We start from the raw sequence: 19,178 nt of genomic DNA, 5'->3' as shown, positions 1-19,178 counted from the left end.
AGCTTTTTTAATGGGTTTCATGCATCAATATTTGCAAGGTTTCTGTCAGGAAAATACGAAAACTTGCAAAAAAATCAAAGCTTTTTATTAATTAAATAATTGATAATCAATGTATTAAATAGTTTTTAAGGGTCGACTAATGAGTAGTTCATGCTATATAAAAAAGTCTCACCAAATGAAGCAAGTTTTAGATAGTAAATTATAACTTTGAAAATAGTTAAAAAGCCTACAATTAAACCTCCACCCATTGCGGAAACAAGCATTTTCCACCATTCTTTTCTAGTGTGACTTATATAATGTTCTCCCGTTTTTCCTGCATGTTCTGTAACTTGAAAGGCTAAAAGATTAATATTATTTTCTAAATGTTCAACTAAACTGTCTTTTTTATTTTCAGTACGGACTAGGGTTTTTAAAACTTCAATTTCTGTTTTAAAAGGAATATCATCATTAGAGATATCAGCTAATTTCAGAAGCTTTCTTAAGCGAGAAATATTTTGACTTAATCTTAAAAGGAGATAGGTTAAGTGCAAATCTGCTCCATATTTTTTTTTCTCTTTTCTTATCAACGCGATATAGTCCTCACACTGGCTAAGCATGACTAAAATGTGTTTGTAGTCAGGATTTTGGTCTGATTTATCAAAATTAGGTTTTTGAAAATTATTCAGATATTCGATAATTTCAATATTCTGAATCATGAAAGGCGAATCAAACTCTTCTAATTCCGGGAGTTTAGCCAGTATTTCCGGTTCCAATCATAATGCAGCAACTCTTTGGGAAAGAACCAAAATACTATTAAGCAATTGAGAAAGCATGCTGATTTCTTTTTGCAAAAAGCTTACTCCTTTTAAACCCAGTTCCTGAAACAAAAGGGACCAATCTTCATCAGGAATATAGCTCACCCAAATGTAGTCCCATTTTTTATAAAAAATTAAATTGAAAAGTTCGGTATGGTCGGTTTCATTATAGGCTCTTGGTAAGATTCTGGAATTAAGCCTGTCCATTGTTTCCCTAAAAAAACCTTTGGTCGTTAGGATGCCTGAATCAGTAAATAACTGAATGCATTGCCTAGAACGGATTAGCTGTGTTAGGTAATTTCTTAGTGCTTCCTTTTCGTCATTGTAAATCCTGAGGGTTTTTGTTAATTGATTTATATTTTGTTTTGCAACATTTATTTTATTTTTTGGTGGTCTTATTTGATTCACCAATTCCTGAAGTAAATCTATATTTATTTCACTTTCTAGATCCAGAGATTTTATTTTCCGTAAGGTATCTAACATTTTTCAAGTTGGTAAATAAGTCTTAACTGAAAACTACGGTCAGTGTTGACTTTTTAGTTGAATTAATTTGATTGGTACTGTCAATTAAGGAAGATTTTTGTGTTCTGGAAGAGACATAAAAATAGTGAATTTACTCCCTATTCGTTCTTTACTGCGTAGTAAAATTTTCCCATTAAGATTATCCACGGCTTTTTTAACCAAGTAAAGTCCTAATCCGTTTCCAGCTGAAGCATGAGAGCTTCTTTTAAACATATTGAATATTTCACTTTGAATATTTTCATGTATCCCTAAACCATTGTCCTCAATGCTAATAATTAACTCCGTTTCATTGGCTTCTGCTGTAATATTGAGATGTATGTTTTCATTGTCATTAAATATGATACTATTTTCTAAAAGGTTAAAGATACATATTTCTAAAATGCGCGGATAAAAAAAGATTTCCTGAATGTTAGTATTGATTTTTATTTCAGAATGAAATTTCTGTTTTTGACTACTCACATTTTCAAGAACATTTTGGTAAATCTTTAAAATTTCTTCTCTTAAGATTATATTTTTAGGAGATTTTAAGTTTTTGAATTCTCCTAAAAAACTAACAGATTGAAGTTTTTTAACCATTCCATCAAGCTTTTTGGCAGTAATATCAACTTTTTCAAAAAGTTCGCCTGCATTTCCATTAATTGATAAGGTTTTGGAGAGCCCTACCAAGCCCATTAATGTAGTCAACGGACCTCTAAAATCATGTGATGCTCTATAAAAAAAATAGTCCAGTTCAGATAGTGCATTTTCTAATGCTATTGTTCTTTCTTTAACTCTTTCTTCTAGAAATTGATTTAATTCATGTACATAGTCATTTGCTTCCTTTAGCTCCTCTGACTGCGCCATTATCTCTTCCTGCTTCTCTTGAATTTGACTATATAATTCTCTTAATTGATGATTAGTCTTTGTTTTTACTTTTAGATATCTGAAAATGATATAACTGATAATCAACAATAAAATAATTCCAGTTGCAAGCACTATCAAAGTGTTTTGTTGGGATTCAATCGTTTTTTTATTTAAAGCAATTGTTTGTTCGTTATTTTCCTTTTGAAGATTTAGTAAGGCTAATTCCTTTTCTTTATTTTTTAAATCGTACATGGTTTCTACAGTGGCTAAATCAAGCGTTTTATTTTCCTCAGACAATTCTTTCTGAGCTTTAAGTGCTTTCTGAAGATATTCGGAAGAAAGTTTATAGTTGTTTCTTTTATTTGCTAAGGTGGCTTGAGCTTCATATATCTTCAGTAAAAAATACTTTTCACCTAATTCTACTGCTCTCTTTTCTCCCAAATTAAAGTAATGTATTGCAGAATCTAATTGGTTTTTTTTCATGAAATATTCTCCCAATACCCATTCACCTTCAATTAGACCCGAATTATGATTTAGCTTTAAATCAACTTTATAGCTTTCTCTATATAACTCCAGTGCTTGATTGTCTTTACCTAGTTTATCTAAAACAACAGCTTTGTTAAATTTCGCAGCTGAAAGCTCCTTAATATTTTTGCTGATGTTTTGGTAATAGATAGCCGAGTCAAAATGCATTAAGGCAGAATCGTATTTTTCCAAACTTGTGTACAAAGAACCAAAAGCATTATGTTCTCTACCTAAGTATTTTATGTTTTGAATTTTTCCAGCAATAGTAAGTGCTTCATTAAGATATTTTTTGGACCTTTCTTCTAATTTTAATGATTGATAAATCCATCCTAATTCATAATAGGCTATTTGAATATCATTCAAGTTTTTATTTTCTTCAAATACCTCTAAGGCTTTGAAGATATAATCACTTGCTTCGTCATACATTTGCATCCATGAAAGTAATGTTCCAGTGTTCAGGTTGATATTCGCTATTCCATATTCATAATTTATACTTTCATAAATTGCTTGGGACTTTATCAAGTATTTAGAACTCTCTTTATATTTACTAACCTCCATAGAATTTTGCGCCAAGAGTAGAAAGATTTCCGCTTTGTTTATGCTATTATTTACTGAATCATAATGAATTTTCAATTGATGGAAAATTGAATCTGATTTTTCATAAGATGCTACAAGGTGGAAATATTCACCCTTTAGTTTAGTAAATTCTTGCGAAGTATATTTTTCATTAAGATTGGGTAATATTTTTTCAATTTGCTTAATAATGCTTTCGGCATCCGTTGAATAACCAATTTTTATAGCGGCAGAAAGTCTAATAAATAACAATCTTAAATGCTCTCTATTATTCGTCTCTATGCCAGATAGTTGATTGTCAATTATGTCAAATATATTTTTGTATAATCCTTTTTTTTCCAGTGCTGAGCATAAATAAGAGATATATCGATAATAATCTTTACTGCTACTTTCAATAGTATTAACAGCTTTTTTATAGTAAAATATTGCGCTATCATATTCTAAATTTGTATAAAACGAAACGCCATATTGAGCATATGCATCGGCAATTAAATCAATATTATTTATTCTCGGGATAAGCTTAAATGCTTTGTAAGCAGCATTATGTGATTTTTGTAGATCATTATGCCAATTTTCTTTTGCTATTGAAATGTAATAAACAGCCGAGTCATTTACACTATTTTGAGCCTTTAATAAGTTCAAGTTCAAAAGAGAAGTGACTACTAATAACAAAAGGGTTAATTGGATAGTATTTTTATTTTTTTCGCTCAATATTAAGATTTGAAATTAAATTGACCATTTTATTTTAAAAATCTAAACAATTTAAAAAATACTTGATCTAAATTTCGATATAATTAATTTTTTGTGTGATAATCAGGTAAGAAATTTTTCATCTTTATTTTTTTAGTCAACCAACTGGCATTCAAAAATTGAAAACAAGATTATAATGGCAAACAATCCATGGAAACTTTTAAATACAAAACTTCAATATGATAATCCTTGGATTCGGGTTGAAGAGGATAAAGTTATAAATCCAAGTGGGGGTAAAGGAATTTATGGTAGAGTACATTTTAAAAATGTTGCAGTGGGTGTTATTCCGATTGATAAGGACGGAAATACTTGGCTGGTGGGGCAATATCGATATCCATTGGATGAATATAGTTGGGAAATTCCTGAAGGTGGTTGTCCCATTGGAGAGAAGGAACTTGATGCAGCCAAAAGAGAATTGAAAGAGGATACAGGCTTGACTGCAAATGATTGGGAAGAATTTCTGAGAATCCATACCAGTAATTCTGTCTCAGATGAAAGGGGAGTGGTTTTTTTAGCAAAAGAGTTAGAGCAAGGTAATACTCAGTTTGAAGATACCGAAGACCTTAAAATTAAAAAGCTTCCCCTAGAGGAAGCCTTTCAAATGGTTTTGGATGGAAAAATAACGGATAGCATTAGCATGGCAGCACTTTTAAAACTAAAAGTTATCCTAGCTAAAGAGAATTAATTTGAGATATCTAAAAGAGCTGAGATGAGATTTTCATTTTCAACTTCAGTGCCCACTGTAATTCTTAAGCAATCATCACAAAGTTTTACATTGGACCTATCGCGCACCACTATACCTTTTTCAATTAGTTTTTGATAGATTGATTTTGCATTATTTATTTTCACTAAAATGAAATTAGCATCCGTTGCAAAGACTTTTTTGACTCCGGGTATTTCCTGAAGCTTTTGGTTAAGCACATCTCTTTCGGCTAATATTGTTTTTATTTGCTTGTCCCAAGCATCTTTTTTGAATAGTGATTCCGAAACCAGTTTTTGACTTGGCCCACTAATGTTGTATGGAGGCTTTACCTTATTTAATATTTTAATTAATTCTGGATTTGTAAATGCCATTCCTAATCGAGCTGATGCCAATCCCCAAGCTTTGCTTAAGGTTTGCAAGACTACCAAATTATGATAATTATCTAATTGATGAATCCACGATTTTTGAGCTGAAAAATCAATGTAGGCTTCATCTATGATAACAATTCCATTAAAATTGTCCAACAAATTATGAATGGTATCTTTTCTCATGCTGTTTCCTGTAGGATTATTAGGCGAGCAAATGAACAACATCTTGCTTTTTTCATTGGCAGCCTCTAAAATACCATTTACATCCAATTGAAAATCCGGGGTTAGAGGAATTTCAATATTGTCAATATTGTGAATAGATGATGAGACCTTGTACATTCCATAAGTGGGAGGGCAGGTAATAACATTTGATTCACCTCCTTTACAGAAAATCCTGAATAATAAATCAATCGCCTCATCACTGCCATTCCCTAAAAAGATATTTTCAGAAGGGATGTCTTTAATTTCAGAAATTTGATTTTTGATGTCCTTTTGCAAAGGGTCTGGATAGCGATTCCATTTTTGTTGTTCCTCATCAAACGGATTTTCATTGGCATCTAAAAATACTTTTGCATCGCCAGAAAATTCATCTCTTGCGGATGAATAGGCCTGCAAATTTAAAATATGAGGAACCACTAATCCCTTCCAATTTGTTTTAATGCTCATTCTAGCAAATCATTTATTTTTTTAAACTATTTAACCGCAAAGTCACTGCATTTTTGTGTGCGATTAACGATTCTGCTTCTGCCATTTCTTCCACATGGGGGCCTAAGTTTTGCAAGCCTTCAGGTGTAATTTCCTGATAGGTGATGTTTTTGACAAAACTTTCTAATGAAACACCACTGTAGGCTCTTGCCGCTCCATTTGTTGGTAAAGTATGATTGGTTCCGGAGGCATAATCCCCAGCCGATTCAGGAGTGAAATAGCCTAAAAATATAGAACCTGCATTTTCAATTTGGTCTGCTATTTCTCGAGCATTTTTTGCCAATAAAATCAAATGTTCAGGAGCATATAAATTGATTAAATCAATGCATTCCTTTTCATCTTTAAGGATGATGACGGCACTGTTTTGCAAACATCTATCTGCTATTTCCCATCTTGGTAATTCACTCAATTGATGATAAATCTCTTTTTGCAATGCACCCAACATGCCTGTTGATGTCGTGACGAAGATTACTTGACTGTCAACTCCATGTTCGGCTTGTGAAAGCAAATCAGCTGAAATAAATGCAGGGTCAGCATTTTCATCTGCATAAACTAAAACCTCGGAAGGGCCAGCAGGCATGTCAATTGCTACAGCTTCCAGACTTGCCAATTGCTTGGCAGCGGTTACGTATTGATTTCCCGGACCAAATATTTTATCCACTTTCGGAATGCTTTCCGTTCCGTAAGCCAAACCAGCAATTGCTTGCGCTCCGCCTACTTTAAATATTTTAGTAATTCCAGCTACCTCAGCAGCATATAAAATAGCTGGGTGAATATTGCCTTCTTTATCTGGAGGACTACATAAAACAATCTCTTTGCAACCTGCGATTTTAGCAGGAATTGCTAGCATTAAGACCGTACTAAAAAGAGGTGCTGTTCCACCAGGAATATAAAGCCCAACTTTTGGAATCGCTACTGATTTTCTTTCACAAAGCACGCCAGGCATGGTTTCAATTTTCAATGGGGCAATTTTTTGTGCTTCATGAAACTTATAAATATTGTCATGAGCAACTTTGATTGCTTCTTTTAATTTATCAGAAACTTGAGAAGAAGCATCTTTGATTTCCTTTTGGCTTACTACTAAATTTTCTAAATCTATTCCGTCAAATTTCTTGGTATATTCTTTCAAAGCGCTGTCACCCTTACTTTGAATCTCATCCATGATGGGCTGAACCACCTTTCTGATGTCTGAAAGCGAAGCGGTAGGTCTTTTTAGAATTTTTTCCCAGTTTTCCCTTTTAGGGTATGTATAATCCTTCATAATTTTTTAAATCAAGCAATATCTCTATCGCATCAGAATCTTCAAACAATCATTTTCTCAATTGGAGCAACTAGTATTCCTTGTGCACCTGCATCTTTGAGTTTTTCTATAACTTCCCAAAATTCATCTTCTTTCACTACCGAGTGCAAAGAACTCCAACCTTCCATTGCCAATGGTAAAACTGTAGGGCTTTTCATGCCTGGTAGCAAACTAATGATTTCATCTATAGAATCATTAGGAGCATTTAATAGAATATATTTGTTGTTTTTTCCAGCCTGAACAGCTTCCATTCTAAATAACAACTGATTCAAGATTTTCTCTTGCTCAGCAGATAAGTTTTTTCCTGAAACTAACACAGCTTCAGACCTCATGATAACATCTGCTTCTTTCAGTCCATTGCTCAATAAAGTGCTTCCAGAGCTTACAATATCGCAAACAGCATCAGCCAGACCAATACTTGGTGCAATTTCTACTGAACCACTGATTTCGTGAATTTCAGCATTGATGTTATTTTCTTTTAAATAGTTGCCTAAAATTTTAGGGTAGGAGGTCGCAATGCTTTTGCCGTCAAGGTCTTTAATGTTTTTATAATCCCAGTTTCGGTCAACTCCAATCGATAGTCTGCATTTAGAAAAGCCTAATTTCTTAACGAGCTTCACATCTTTTTGATATTCAACCAATACGTTTTCGCCCACTATTCCTAAATCAGCCACTCCATCTTCCACATAACCCGGAATATCATCATCTCTTAAAAAAAGAAATTCAAGAGGGAAGTTATCCGCTGTAGCTTTTAATTTTCCTTTTCCATTGTTGAATTTAATGCCGCATTCTTTTATTAATTTAAGTGAGTCTTCGCTTAAACGACCTGACTTTTGTATAGCAATTTTTAATGTATTCATCTTTGATTTTTGAAATTTAAAAATAGTATTTAACTAAGAGATTTTCTAAGGAAATGTTTTATGATTTTCCTTAAAATTATTTAACGTGCAGAAACCTGCTTATGGCGATATAGTGAATTTATTCCTCTTAAAACGAGGAATGATGGAATATATGAATAGCGTGAAATGCTTGAGAAGCATTTTGCATTGAAAGGATATGTACTATTCTGTTGTTCATTTGGATGCAAATGTAGTAAGCTTTTTTAAAATAGCTACTATTATTAAAGTGGTTTTGTAAATATTTAAGAAAAAGAAGGTTCGAAGCTTGGACTTATTGATTCATAAAATAAAATTATCTATTTTAGAATCATGAGAAAGATAGATGCATTATTAGAAGAATATGGGTCAAGTCATAAAAATGAAACCAACAAAATGGTTCATTGGATTTGTGTGCCCCTGATTTTTTGGAGTGTAGTTGCACTTTTATATTCCATTCCTAATGACATGCTAACTTATGCTTTTGGTGTTGGGTATTTTGATAATTGGGCAGTAGTAGTTTTAGCAATAGTTCTCATTTATTATATCAGTCTGTCTATTCCGCTTTCATTTGGAATGGTAGCTTTTGCTATATTATGTATAGCCGTAGCTCGTTGGGCAGACCAATTAAACTTCTTGCCTTTATGGGCCATTGCTTTAATCGTATTTTTCTTGGCCTGGGTAGGTCAATTCTGGGGGCATAAAATTGAAGGTAAAAAGCCTTCCTTTCTTAAGGATTTACAGTTTTTGTTGATTGGACCTGCTTGGCTAATGCATTTTATTTATAGAAAAATGGGTGTGAAATATTGAATTTATTTATTGGTTTCTTCAATAGGATTGAAAGTTAATCCTTCAATCTTCTGTGCCTCATCTTCAAATTTCTCTTTGAGCGATTGCTTTATGCCTAAAGTGGCAGTACAATTTTCAGTGAATTCCTGATTTTTGATATCAGCTTCAAAGTCAGAGATTAAACGCATCACTTCATTAGTGATTTCATATCCATATTGAATATCATAAATTTCTTCGATGGTAACTTCTATCAATTTTGAAGCTTCCAATGCTTCAAAAGCAGCTGTTTTGTAAGCGTTAATCAGTCCTGAAACACCTAATTTGGTTCCTCCAAAATAGCGGACTACCACTATCAAAACCTCAGTAAGATTTTTGGATTTTATTTGTCCTAGAATAGGGTCTCCAGCAGAATGATTAGGTTCTCCATCATCATTGGCTCTTAGTTTATCTTTTGATAAAATGTAGGCATAGCAGTGATGACGACCATCATGATATTGCTTTTTCACTTCCTCAAGCCTTTCTTTAACTTCATCTTCATCTCTTACACGAAAAGCTAATCCAATGAATTTACTGCCCTTTTCTTTGTAAAATCCTTCGCCACCTTTAGAAATTGTATAGAAATAGTCCTTCATTTATTCACTGGAATTTTATCAAAAGAATGCTCAAATTAGAGGTTTTTGAGCAAATTAGTATCAAAACTGATGTTAATTGATGCATAAAAAGTATTTTTACCCCATGAGGCAAAACTATCAAATTTCCGAGCAATTCCCTTCCCCTCAGGAAGAAGAAGCACTCGGATTTCCTGTTTTCCTTTTACAAGATTATGTGAATCTATTTAATTCTGAAAAATCAATTTGCCCTTTGATTATTAGAGATACTAATAATCAGTTGCTTGCTTTTTGGATTTTTCAAGAAGAAAATGATTGTTGGTTTAGCCCGGTTTCAGCACCTTTTTCCTGTCCCAAATACTTTGGAGATATTAATTTTAAAAACTTATTGCAGGAGAGTAAGTCATTCCTACGAGCTAAAAGCAATAAACCCATTCGATTTGTTTGGAACTCACTTTTTTCTGGTCAGGAACAGTTTCAATTTTCTAAGATTGTGAAAGTTGAAATTAACCACTTTATGAGAATTGATAAAGATAGATTTGCAGAAAAGCTACCTCAAAAAAGGAGAAAACAAAAGTTAAGGGCTTTAAAAAGAAGAGATTTTGTTGTTGAGCAAATAGGAATTAAACAATGGGAAAAAATATATCAGCAGAATCTGGAATGGAGAATTGAAAAAGGCCACGAAAATTATATCCCATTAGGAAGGATTATCCAGTTTAAAAGTGCATTTCCGAATAATTACCTAGGGTTTCAGTTAATTTTTAAAAATCAGTTGATAGGGAATGCTTTTGTAGTACGTGTCTCAGCTGAATATTTATACCTATATAGTCTAATCACAAATCCAGCGTTTGACAATCAAGAGCTTTCTCTTTTGCTGTATGAAAGTATTTATGAATATGCTAAATCCAATAAAATAAAGCTTTTGGATTTGGGGACTTCCATGGATTCAAATGGAAATATTCACAAAAATATTGCTCGTTTTAAAAAGGAAATTGGTGCATCGGCCATAAGGAAATACACTTTTGAATGCTGAAATATTGGACTAAATATAATCATAGCATTTTGAGTGCATTGCTGCTCATGATTCGAACTTTTGCAGGATTCGGAGCTCAAAAAGTGGTGGCAATTTTCTATGGTCCAGCTGGAACCACACTTTTTAGCCATTTTCAAAATTTTGTCGCTTTATTCACTCAGCCCATTCAAGATGCCGTAGCTCATGGATTGATTAATGCTTTTCCAAAAAAATCAGTTCATAATGCACAGATTGTTGGTACTGCCATCATTCTTATGACATTTCTAGTCTTTTCAAGTGGATTGTTTTTATTGATTAGTGAACATTTTGGAGAAAGTATTTTCACGTTCAGCCTTCAAAATTGGTTGATGATTATTCCATCTATTTTTCTTTTCTGTTTTGGGTTAATTGTATCAGCAATTTATGTTGTTCGGAAAAAACTTAAGTTATTTTCTTTTATCCTTTTAATTCAATGGTCAGTATTTTTCCTGGCAATTGGCTTTATTGATTTTCAGCTTAATCAGTTTTTAATTTTTTGGTTAATCATTCAATCCCTTTTTACTGTCATTCTGATTATACCTGTCTATTCTTCTTTAAAATTCGATTTTAAGATTGACAGGAAAGTAAAGAATCATTTCAAACAGTTTCTTATCATGGCTTTAACCATTTGGTTGAGCAGTAAATGGGTGGATTATTTCATTAGAGAATATGCAATTCAGGAATTTGGAGCAGTTCAGACAGGGTTATGGCAATCGGTGGTTAGAATCTCGGTAGCTTACAGAGGGTTGATGATTAGCTTTTTGTTCTTGAGTTTATATCCACTTCTTTCGGAAAAAATAACGCAAAGTAAATTGGACTTTAGAATTTTCAAAAACTATTATTTAATATATGCTCAAATCTCAATCTTATTTTTGCTTTTAGTCTTTCTGCTAAATGAATTTCTTTTGAAGACTTTATATGATGTGCAATATATTGGTGCTAGTAATCTTTTTCAATTTCAAATTTTAGGTGATGTTTTTGCCTTTTTTGCCTTTCCTTTTTCAATCTACCTGATTGCATCGGTTAAAACCAAAATCTATATTATTACAGAATTATTGAGTGCACTTATATTCGTAATTTTAATAGTAATGAAATCCGACATAGGAGTTGAAATATTGGTTTATGCTCATATCATTCGATTCATTTGCTATTTTTTAATGGTCGGCATTGTTGGAACAAAAAGTTTGAGAGATGCCTACTAAAGTAACTGTTATCTGCTTGTGTTATAATCACGAAAAGTTCGTGGAAGAGGCCATGAAGTCTGTTCTCAACCAGACTTTTCCAACAGAACTCATTGTGGTAGATGATGCCTCAACTGACAATAGTATATCAATAATCAAGACTTTTAAAAATAAATATTCTGAGAGAAATATTAAGACTTTGTTTCTTGAGAAGAATATTGGGAATTGTAAAGCTTTTAACTCCGCCTTAAAATTAACGGATGCTGATTATATTATTGATTTGGCTGCGGATGATATTTTATTGCCTAAAAGAGTAGAAGAGGGGTCGAAAAATATGAATGCAAATTCTGAGGTTGCTTTAAATTTCACCAATGCCAATTATATTGATGAGACTGGGGAATTTATAAAAAATCATTATGAAATAAATGAGAAAGGTGAATCGAAAGTTCATGTACCTCAAGGAGAAGTTTTTCATCATATTCTGGAACGTTATTTTATTTGTCCGCCCACTTTGATGTACAGAGCTTCTATACTGAAAAAATTGGGTGGTTATGATGAAGAGTTGGCTTATGAAGATTTCGATATCATGTTGAGGCTTTCGAGAGATTTTCCCTTTAGTTATACGGATAAAATATTAGTTGAAAAGCGGAAATTACCTAGTTCTTTATCAGCTAATCAATATAAAAGGGGGAATAGGCAATTGAGTTCCACGTTAAAAATTTGCCATAAGGCCTATCAATTGATTCTAGGCAAGCGTGAGAAAAAAGCCTTCTTGAAAAGAATATCTTATGAAGCTAAGCAGGCTTTTATTCATAAAAGATTATTATTGTTCGCATCATTTATTAAATTAGGGTTTAAATCTATCTTACTAAAATGAAAAAAATACTTTTCGTGTGCTTGGGAAATATCTGTCGCTCACCTTTGGCAGAAGGCTTAATGAGAGAAAAAATAGTTAAATTAGGCCTAGAAAAGCAATTTAAGTTAGATTCATGTGGAACAGCAGATTATCATATCGGAGAATTACCTGACGAAAGAACGCGAGAAAATGCATTGAAAAATGGATTAAATTTAAAACAAAGAGCAAGACAATTTGAAGTGGCTGATTTTAACCGGTTTGACCATATTTTGGTTATGGACAATGCTAATAAAATGAGAGTTATTGGGTTGGCTACTTCAGAAATACATTTACAAAAAGTACAGTTAATGCGTGACTTTGAAAGTGCCTCTGAATTAAAGGGAAAAGATGTTCCTGACCCTTATTATGGAGGCGTTGAAGGTTTTCAAAATGTTTATAATATCTTAGATAGATGCACTGAAAATCTATTGAACCACCACCTTGAGGCTATAGAAAACTAAATGCCATTTAAATTCAGAATCTTAAGTAATTCGGAATTATGTAATTGATAATTCGTAATTAATTATCCCACCAGCTTCTTCTTCTATTCAATTTCAAGTCCTGAAGTATGGATGCTTTAACACCAATATCCACACTAAATGATTGGAATCTACCAAATGGAACCCAGTTAGCATTAATTTGCCAGCAGTGTAGGTTTCTAAAAATATTCAGTGAAGTTTGAGTGAAATCTTGCTGCTCAAAATCGTAACCAGATGTAAATCCAACTTTCCAGTTCTCAGTAAAATTCACATCTCCGCTAAAGTTCATTGTTTGCTGAACCATTGCTTCTTCAAACCCTTGTTTGTTCCATCTGATATTATATCGAACTCTTAAATTCCAAGGAACTTCAAAATCAACATACATTTCAGGATTATTGGTTAGGGCTTGAACTTGGTCTTCAGTAGCCCCACTTTGCCTAGCTCTTTCTGCTACACTGTTTCTATTTTCTGTGTCACTTTCTCTTCCTGCAGGATTAAGATTTGTTGATAATGCTAGATTAGCGGTAGTTAAACGGCCAATTCCTTGACCACCTTCCCAAGCATACTGGTCTATTCTTCTCTGATAAACTTCTGTGTTCCCGTTTTCTAAGGTTGTAATGCTGTCTAAAACTATAACATAAGGATCAATTCCTGTTTGTAAATTCACATCTAGTTTACCATTAAATAAATTAGTTCTAGCATTAATTGATATTGGAGCTAATCTGAAAGAATCTGCTATGATGTTGTAAGATGTTGAAAATGATAAGTTATCAAATATTTTAATTTTGGTAGGTATATCGGAGGTGTCCCCTTTCTTTTTAACTTTCATTTCTACAGTGTTAGAAAGAGATATTCCAATAGTACCAGATTGACCTCTCCCTGGACTTCCGTAAACAAATCCTTGATATTTTGAGAGGATCTGTGTATTACCTAATGAATCGGATTGAACTTCTTGATAGATACCATATTTTTCATCTCCAAAATCAGGTCTCCAATTTAAGTTTATAGAAGGTGTCATGATATGCCGGACAGCTTTAACTGCTCCTCTTTTTGGATAAATAGTTCCGTAAAGTCTGGTGGTAAATCCAATTCCTGCACTATAGGAAGATGCTCTACTAAAAGTGTTTATAGTATCCGCAACTGGTCTATTTAAAGAATCACTATAGCGGAAATTTAATTCTTTTAAATACCAGACCTCATCATAATTAAAAGTAGGACTTGCTGTTATGAATTTTAAAACATTAAAAGAAGTTGAAATTGGAATTCTATGCCGACCTCCATTATTTGCTCTTTCTAGTAAATAAGGTAATGTTTCTCTATTAAAAGGTGCAATGCTATCTTGTGTATCACCAACGGTGCCTAATTTATTTGTAATTTGGTTGGTTGCGGTGAAATTGTAAGAATAATTTATTTTTTGTAACCAATCCAAACCTTTGACATTTACATTTTTGAAAGGATATTGTCGATTCATATTCAATGCCACTTCTGGTAATAGTAGGTCTATTTCATTTGTTCTAACATTTTGATTGTGTCGGGCACTAATAGCATAGTTAAAGGGAGTTCCCTGTATTACATTTGAATAGGAAATATTAGAATTAAATATAGGTGTTACTTGCTGCTGATAATCCGAAGTTGGATTATTATTATTATATGATGAACTTCCTCCATTTACTGATGCTGAGAACCGTCCAGTGCCTTTTGACTCAGGTCTGTGAGACCAACGCACCCAAAAATCCCTAGAAATAGCTGAATCGGCTTCCGTTTCACCTAGTCGTTGTTGATTGAATCTAATGCTTAAGTCACCTGAATAGCTATACCGTTTTTTATAATTGGAAGCAACTGATAATCCATAACTTCCTTTAGAATATATTTCTCCTCTTAAAGCCATATCTGCATATTCGTTAATGGCCCAGTAATAACCACCATCTCTTAAGAAAAATCCTCTTCTATTTTCTTCTCCATAAGTAGGGAATAAAATACCGGAAGTTTTATTATTAGGCATTGGAAACATACCAAATGGGAATATAAATGGGGTTGGTATTTCAGTGATTTCTAAATTAAACGGGCCAGCCAAAATTTTATCATTAGGAATTAGTTTAATTTTATTAGCGGAAATTCCAAAGTGTGGATGTTCTAAGTTACAAGTAGTATACAAAGCATGATCACTAAACAATTCGTCTTTCTCATTCTTTTTAGTCCAGTCTGAGTGCATGAATGCCTCACCCTGCTGCGTAACTACCCCTTTAATGATTGCTCTTTTTGTATCAAAATTATAAGTAATCTTTTCTGTTTGATAAACCTGACCTTTGTCGGTAAAAACAGGTTCACCTGTCATATTATTGGCAGAATCTCTCAAACCGCTTGCATCTAATATTTTAGTGTTGTAATTAACTTTTATTTTATCTGCCTCTAATTCTATATCCCCATAATCAACATGTGCTTCATTATACATGATGATATCCTGAGTTTTCAAATTGAAATTCATTGAATCCGTGGCATTGTAATTGATTGTGGTTTTAATATCACCTTTTACTTTAGCAGTGGAATCGGCTTTTAACGCTTTTTTATTATTCGCACTTTTTGACGTATCATTAGCGTTAATAGTTTGGGCATTATCCGCTTTCCGAATTCTATTGCCACCTATTTGTGAATACCCAAAAAATGGGATTAAGAAAATGACTAAAATAAATATAAACCGCTTCAAATTATTCTGTGGATTTTTCCGATTTGATGATTTTTTGCAATCTTTGTGTAAAATTATACTATTCAAATTTAACAACCGAAAGATTGTGAAAAATATTACCATCCTTTTTACACTTACTTTATTGATGGTCCTTGGCTCCTTCACTAATCTAAACAAACCTTCATATAAAGTTGATAAGGTTGTGATTGATGCTGGACATGGTGGCAAAGATAGCGGAACTAGAGGTGTAATGTCAAAAGAAAAAGACATTGCTTTAGAGATTGCATTGGAATTAGGACAAATCATTAAAGAATATTTACCTGAAGTTGAAGTTATTTTTACCCGCAATGATGATAAATTTATTGAGTTAGATGAACGTTCGAACATCGCAAACAAAAATGGTGCCGACCTGTTTGTATCTATTCATTGCAATGCTGTTGAATATAGTGACAAGGTACATGGAACGGAAACATGGGTAATGAGTCTCAATAAATCAGCCGATAATCTAAATGTTGCCAAAAGGGAAAATTCCGTAATATTAATTGAGGATGATTATGAAGAAAAATATGAAGGTTTCGATCCAAATGATCCTGCTTCACATATTTTATTTTCACTTTATCAGAATGCTTATTTATCAAATAGCCTAAACTTGGCTCAAAAGGTTGAGTATCAATTTGAAAAAAGAGTTGGAAGAAATAGTAGAGGAGTAAAGCAGAATGTATTTGTAGTCCTTTATAAAAGCTCAATGCCTAGCGTTTTAATTGAAACTGGCTTCCTTACTAATCCAAAAGAAGAAAGATATTTAAACGATGAGCTAGGACAGACGTATATAGCATCTGGAATCTTTCGTGCAATTCGAGATTACAAAGTAGAAATTGAATCAATGAACTAACTAAATTATAAAGTTTTGAAAATAGCAAAAGAAGTTAAAGTTGCCTTTTTGGCAATTGTTGCAATCGTTATATTTTATTTTGGGTTTAATTTTCTCAAAGGCGTAGATTTTTTTAATCCTGCAAATGAGTATTATGCAGTTTATGAACAAGTTGATGGGCTAACAGTATCTAACCCAGTATTGCTGAGCGGTTTATCCGTGGGTAGAGTCAGTAAAATTGAGATACTTCAAGATGAGAATAACAAACTGAAAGTATTTTTTGAGGTAAGAGAGGATATTACTTTAGGAGGAGAAACTGTAGCTCTTTTGGTTTCTGATCTCTTGGGTTCTCAAACCATTGTCATTCAAAGAAACAACGTCACAAATCCATTACCAGAAGGAAGTGAGATTAAAGGGGATATTGAACAGTCTTTAACAGCTCAGATTCAAGAACAAGCATATCCTGTTTTAAAAACTATGGATTCAGTAGGGAGACACTTGAATGGTATTTTAGAGAATATAGATAAAAATCAAGAGGCTATACAAAACATCATGTTAAACGTAGAACTAACGACTCAGAACCTAGCCAAGATATCACAGAAACAAGCAACTATTAATGCTGTTATAGATGATTTTAAAATAATTTCAGCTACTCTGGCTGATGAAAAGAGTGGTTTGAAAGCGCTGCTTCAAAAAACTAATGGAATCGCAGATTCTGTAAATGCACTAGAATTGGCTAGAGTTGTAAACAGATTAGATACAACATTAATTACTATCAACAATACGGTAGCAGCCATGCAAGATGGTGAGGGAACCGTTGATAAATTACTAAATGATGATTCTTTGTATGTTAACTTAAATCAAACCTTAGTTGATTTAGATGCACTTCTGGTTGATATGAAAGATCAACCAAAGAAATATGTTCACTTCTCCTTATTTGGAAGAAAGGACAAGAACAAAGACAAAGATAAATAGTAAGAGAAACAATCAATTAATTATTAAATACACCAGGAAACGACTCAATGGATATAGCATTTAATAAAAACGAAGACCTCAACAAACAAGAGGTAGACAAATTAAAGCACAAATTAGAAAAAGTATATTTAGGTGGAGGCGAGAAAAAAATTGCTTCCCAACACGAAAAGGGTAAGCTCACAGCCAGAGAGCGCATTGAATATTTATTAGATGATGATTCGGAATTCCTTGAAATAGGAGCTTTTGCTGCTGATGGAATGTATGAAGATGTAGGAGGTTGTCCATCCGCTGGAGTGGTTACTGGAATTGGCTATGTGGAAGGAAGACAAGTCGTTATTGTTGCTAATGATGCTACTGTTAAAGCTGGTGCATGGTTTCCAATGACAGCTAAAAAGAATTTAAGAGCTCAGGAAGTAGCGATGGAAAATAGACTGCCGGTAATCTATTTGGTAGATAGCGCTGGAGTTTTCTTGCCCATGCAAAATGAGATTTTTCCTGATAAAGAGCATTTTGGAAGACAATTTAGAAATAATGCTAAAATGTCCTCAATGGGGATTATCCAAGTTGCTGCCATCATGGGAAGCTGTGTTGCTGGTGGTGCTTATTTACCAATTATGGCCGATGAAGCGATGATTGTGAATAAAACCGGGTCTATATTTTTAGCGGGATCTTATTTAGTAAAAGCCGCTATTGGAGAAACTATTGATAATGAAACATTGGGTGGAGCAAGCACTCATTGCGAAATTTCTGGAGTTACGGATAATAAACACGAAACCGATAAGGATTGCTTGAATGACATCCGTAGAATTTTTAATAAAATTGGAAGCTTTGAAAAGGCTGGGTTTAATAGAGAGGAATCAGCAGCTCCTAAAAAGGATGAAAATGAGATTTATGGAATCCTTCCTAACGACAGAGTAAAACCTTACGATACAAAAGACATCATCGAGAGATTAGTTGATAACTCAGAATTTGATGAATATAAAGCACTTTACGGTAAATCTATCATCTGTGGGACAGCCAGAATTGATGGTTGGGCAGTAGGAATTATAGCCAATCAAAGAAAAGTGGTGAAGACCAAGAAAGGTGAAATGCAAATGGGAGGCGTAATTTATTCCGATTCTGCAGATAAATCAGCACGTTTTATCATGAACTGTAACCAGCGTAAAATTCCATTAGTTTTTCTTCAAGACGTGAGTGGATTTATGATTGGTAGTAAGTCCGAGCATGGTGGAATTATTAAAGATGGTGCTAAAATGGTAAATGCCATGGCGAATTCTGTAGTACCAAAATTCACCATTGTTATTGGAAATTCATATGGTGCTGGAAATTATGCTATGTGCGGAAAAGCTTATGACCCACGCTTAATTTATGCATGGCCTACAGCACAAATTGCCGTTATGAGTGGGGCAGCAGCTGCAAAAACTCTATTGCAAATCAGAGTAGCTACTTTAAAAGCAAAAGGAGAAGTGATCTCAGATGAGGATCAGGAGAAAATGTTGAAAGAAATTACCGATAAATATAACGAGGAGCTTTCTCCATACTATGCTGCTTCAAGATTGTGGGTAGATGGAATTATTGACCCTTTGGAGACTCGTAAAGTCATTTCAATGGGAATTGAAGCCGCAGATCATGCCCCAATAGAAAAGCCTTTTAATGTAGGCGTAATTCAAACCTAAATTACTAAAAAT

The 19,178-nt window shown here is 33.3% G+C and carries 15 protein-coding genes and 1 pseudogene; 9 read left to right on the top strand and 7 right to left on the bottom strand.

What is annotated here, in order from left to right:
• Window positions 1–125 precede the first annotated feature (125 nt).
• Window positions 126–1,277: pseudogene (locus VFM92_RS13385) on the bottom strand (hypothetical protein).
• 84 nt (window positions 1,278–1,361) lie between these two features.
• Window positions 1,362–3,968 carry a tetratricopeptide repeat-containing sensor histidine kinase gene (locus VFM92_RS13380; RefSeq protein ID WP_325122731.1) on the bottom strand — a complete coding sequence of 869 codons (2,607 nt, stop codon included), beginning with the start codon at window positions 3,966–3,968 and terminating at the stop codon, window positions 1,362–1,364.
• 175 nt (window positions 3,969–4,143) lie between these two features.
• On the opposite strand from VFM92_RS13380, the gene VFM92_RS13375 reads away from it, so the two are divergent.
• The gene (locus tag VFM92_RS13375) at window positions 4,144–4,692 is read left to right on the top strand and encodes an NUDIX hydrolase (protein WP_325122730.1); all 549 of its coding nucleotides are present in this window, start codon (window positions 4,144–4,146) and stop codon (window positions 4,690–4,692) included.
• Here VFM92_RS13375 and hisC read toward each other — a convergent pair.
• From hisC to hisG, 3 genes are read right to left on the bottom strand one after another with little or no spacing between them, the layout of a single operon-like run.
• Window positions 4,689–5,744 (bottom strand): histidinol-phosphate transaminase, encoded by a 1,056-nt coding sequence (hisC, locus tag VFM92_RS13370; RefSeq protein WP_325122729.1) that lies wholly within the window; start codon window positions 5,742–5,744, stop codon window positions 4,689–4,691. The two genes, VFM92_RS13375 and hisC, sit on opposite strands and share 4 nt — an antisense overlap.
• 13 nt (window positions 5,745–5,757) lie before the next feature.
• Window positions 5,758–7,044: a histidinol dehydrogenase gene (gene hisD / locus VFM92_RS13365; protein WP_325122728.1), complete on the bottom strand. Its 1,287-nt coding sequence runs from the start codon at window positions 7,042–7,044 to the stop codon at window positions 5,758–5,760.
• A 41-nt stretch (window positions 7,045–7,085) separates the two neighbouring features.
• Window positions 7,086–7,943, bottom strand: a complete 858-nt coding sequence (gene hisG / locus VFM92_RS13360; RefSeq protein WP_325122727.1) for an ATP phosphoribosyltransferase — start codon at window positions 7,941–7,943, stop codon at window positions 7,086–7,088.
• A 348-nt stretch (window positions 7,944–8,291) separates the two neighbouring features.
• On the opposite strand from hisG, the gene VFM92_RS13355 reads away from it, so the two are divergent.
• Complete coding sequence (locus VFM92_RS13355; protein WP_325122726.1) at window positions 8,292–8,768, top strand: DUF962 domain-containing protein; 477 nt, start codon at window positions 8,292–8,294, stop codon at window positions 8,766–8,768.
• 2 nt (window positions 8,769–8,770) lie between these two features.
• Here VFM92_RS13355 and VFM92_RS13350 read toward each other — a convergent pair whose 3' ends face one another.
• Window positions 8,771–9,379: a YigZ family protein gene (locus VFM92_RS13350; protein ID WP_325122725.1), complete on the bottom strand. Its 609-nt coding sequence runs from the start codon at window positions 9,377–9,379 to the stop codon at window positions 8,771–8,773.
• 79 nt (window positions 9,380–9,458) lie between these two features.
• Here VFM92_RS13350 and VFM92_RS13345 point away from each other — a divergent pair, with 79 nt between their 5' ends.
• The 4 genes from VFM92_RS13345 to VFM92_RS13330 are packed head-to-tail and all read left to right on the top strand — an operon-like array spanning window position 9,459 to window position 12,943.
• The gene (locus tag VFM92_RS13345) at window positions 9,459–10,388 is read left to right on the top strand and encodes a hypothetical protein (protein ID WP_325122724.1); all 930 of its coding nucleotides are present in this window, start codon (window positions 9,459–9,461) and stop codon (window positions 10,386–10,388) included.
• The gene (locus VFM92_RS13340) at window positions 10,382–11,608 is read left to right on the top strand and encodes a hypothetical protein (RefSeq protein WP_325122723.1); all 1,227 of its coding nucleotides are present in this window, start codon (window positions 10,382–10,384) and stop codon (window positions 11,606–11,608) included. Before VFM92_RS13345 ends, VFM92_RS13340 begins: the two co-directional genes overlap by 7 nt.
• Window positions 11,598–12,464, top strand: a complete 867-nt coding sequence (locus VFM92_RS13335) for a glycosyltransferase (RefSeq protein ID WP_325122722.1) — start codon at window positions 11,598–11,600, stop codon at window positions 12,462–12,464. Before VFM92_RS13340 ends, VFM92_RS13335 begins: the two co-directional genes overlap by 11 nt.
• Window positions 12,461–12,943: a low molecular weight protein-tyrosine-phosphatase gene (locus VFM92_RS13330; RefSeq protein WP_325122721.1), complete on the top strand. Its 483-nt coding sequence runs from the start codon at window positions 12,461–12,463 to the stop codon at window positions 12,941–12,943. Before VFM92_RS13335 ends, VFM92_RS13330 begins: the two co-directional genes overlap by 4 nt.
• Window positions 12,944–13,001: 58 nt before the next feature.
• Here VFM92_RS13330 and VFM92_RS13325 read toward each other — a convergent pair whose 3' ends face one another.
• Window positions 13,002–15,665, bottom strand: coding sequence for a putative LPS assembly protein LptD (locus VFM92_RS13325; protein ID WP_325122720.1), 2,664 nt, complete (start codon window positions 15,663–15,665; stop codon window positions 13,002–13,004).
• A 124-nt stretch (window positions 15,666–15,789) separates the two neighbouring features.
• Here VFM92_RS13325 and VFM92_RS13320 point away from each other — a divergent pair, with 124 nt between their 5' ends.
• From VFM92_RS13320 to VFM92_RS13310, 3 genes are read left to right on the top strand one after another with little or no spacing between them, the layout of a single operon-like run.
• Complete coding sequence (locus VFM92_RS13320; protein ID WP_325122732.1) at window positions 15,790–16,536, top strand: N-acetylmuramoyl-L-alanine amidase; 747 nt, start codon at window positions 15,790–15,792, stop codon at window positions 16,534–16,536.
• 15 nt (window positions 16,537–16,551) lie between these two features.
• Complete coding sequence (locus tag VFM92_RS13315; protein ID WP_325122719.1) at window positions 16,552–17,490, top strand: MlaD family protein; 939 nt, start codon at window positions 16,552–16,554, stop codon at window positions 17,488–17,490.
• A gap of 47 nt (window positions 17,491–17,537) precedes the next feature.
• Window positions 17,538–19,166, top strand: coding sequence for an acyl-CoA carboxylase subunit beta (locus VFM92_RS13310; RefSeq protein WP_325122718.1), 1,629 nt, complete (start codon window positions 17,538–17,540; stop codon window positions 19,164–19,166).
• The last annotated feature ends 12 nt before the right edge of the window (window positions 19,167–19,178 follow it).

The organism is Marivirga sp. (assembly GCF_035704835.1).
In the GTDB taxonomy this organism is placed as follows: Bacteria; Bacteroidota; Bacteroidia; order Cytophagales; family Cyclobacteriaceae; genus Marivirga.
The sequence above is the reverse complement of the archived record's forward strand: the minus strand, read 5'-3'. Positions and strand labels throughout refer to the sequence as shown.

Coding starts and splice junctions, on each gene's coding strand:
- VFM92_RS13375 (WP_325122730.1), top strand. CDS start 4,144: ATGGCAAACAATCCATGGAAACTTTTAAATACAAAACTTCAATATGAT.
- hisC (WP_325122729.1), bottom strand. CDS start 5,744: ATGAGCATTAAAACAAATTGGAAGGGATTAGTGGTTCCTCATATTTTA.
- hisD (WP_325122728.1), bottom strand. CDS start 7,044: ATGAAGGATTATACATACCCTAAAAGGGAAAACTGGGAAAAAATTCTA.
- hisG (WP_325122727.1), bottom strand. CDS start 7,943: ATGAATACATTAAAAATTGCTATACAAAAGTCAGGTCGTTTAAGCGAA.
- VFM92_RS13355 (WP_325122726.1), top strand. CDS start 8,292: ATGAGAAAGATAGATGCATTATTAGAAGAATATGGGTCAAGTCATAAA.
- VFM92_RS13350 (WP_325122725.1), bottom strand. CDS start 9,379: ATGAAGGACTATTTCTATACAATTTCTAAAGGTGGCGAAGGATTTTAC.
- VFM92_RS13345 (WP_325122724.1), top strand. CDS start 9,459: ATGCATAAAAAGTATTTTTACCCCATGAGGCAAAACTATCAAATTTCC.
- VFM92_RS13340 (WP_325122723.1), top strand. CDS start 10,382: ATGCTGAAATATTGGACTAAATATAATCATAGCATTTTGAGTGCATTG.
- VFM92_RS13335 (WP_325122722.1), top strand. CDS start 11,598: ATGCCTACTAAAGTAACTGTTATCTGCTTGTGTTATAATCACGAAAAG.
- VFM92_RS13330 (WP_325122721.1), top strand. CDS start 12,461: ATGAAAAAAATACTTTTCGTGTGCTTGGGAAATATCTGTCGCTCACCT.
- VFM92_RS13320 (WP_325122732.1), top strand. CDS start 15,790: ATGGTCCTTGGCTCCTTCACTAATCTAAACAAACCTTCATATAAAGTT.
- VFM92_RS13310 (WP_325122718.1), top strand. CDS start 17,538: ATGGATATAGCATTTAATAAAAACGAAGACCTCAACAAACAAGAGGTA.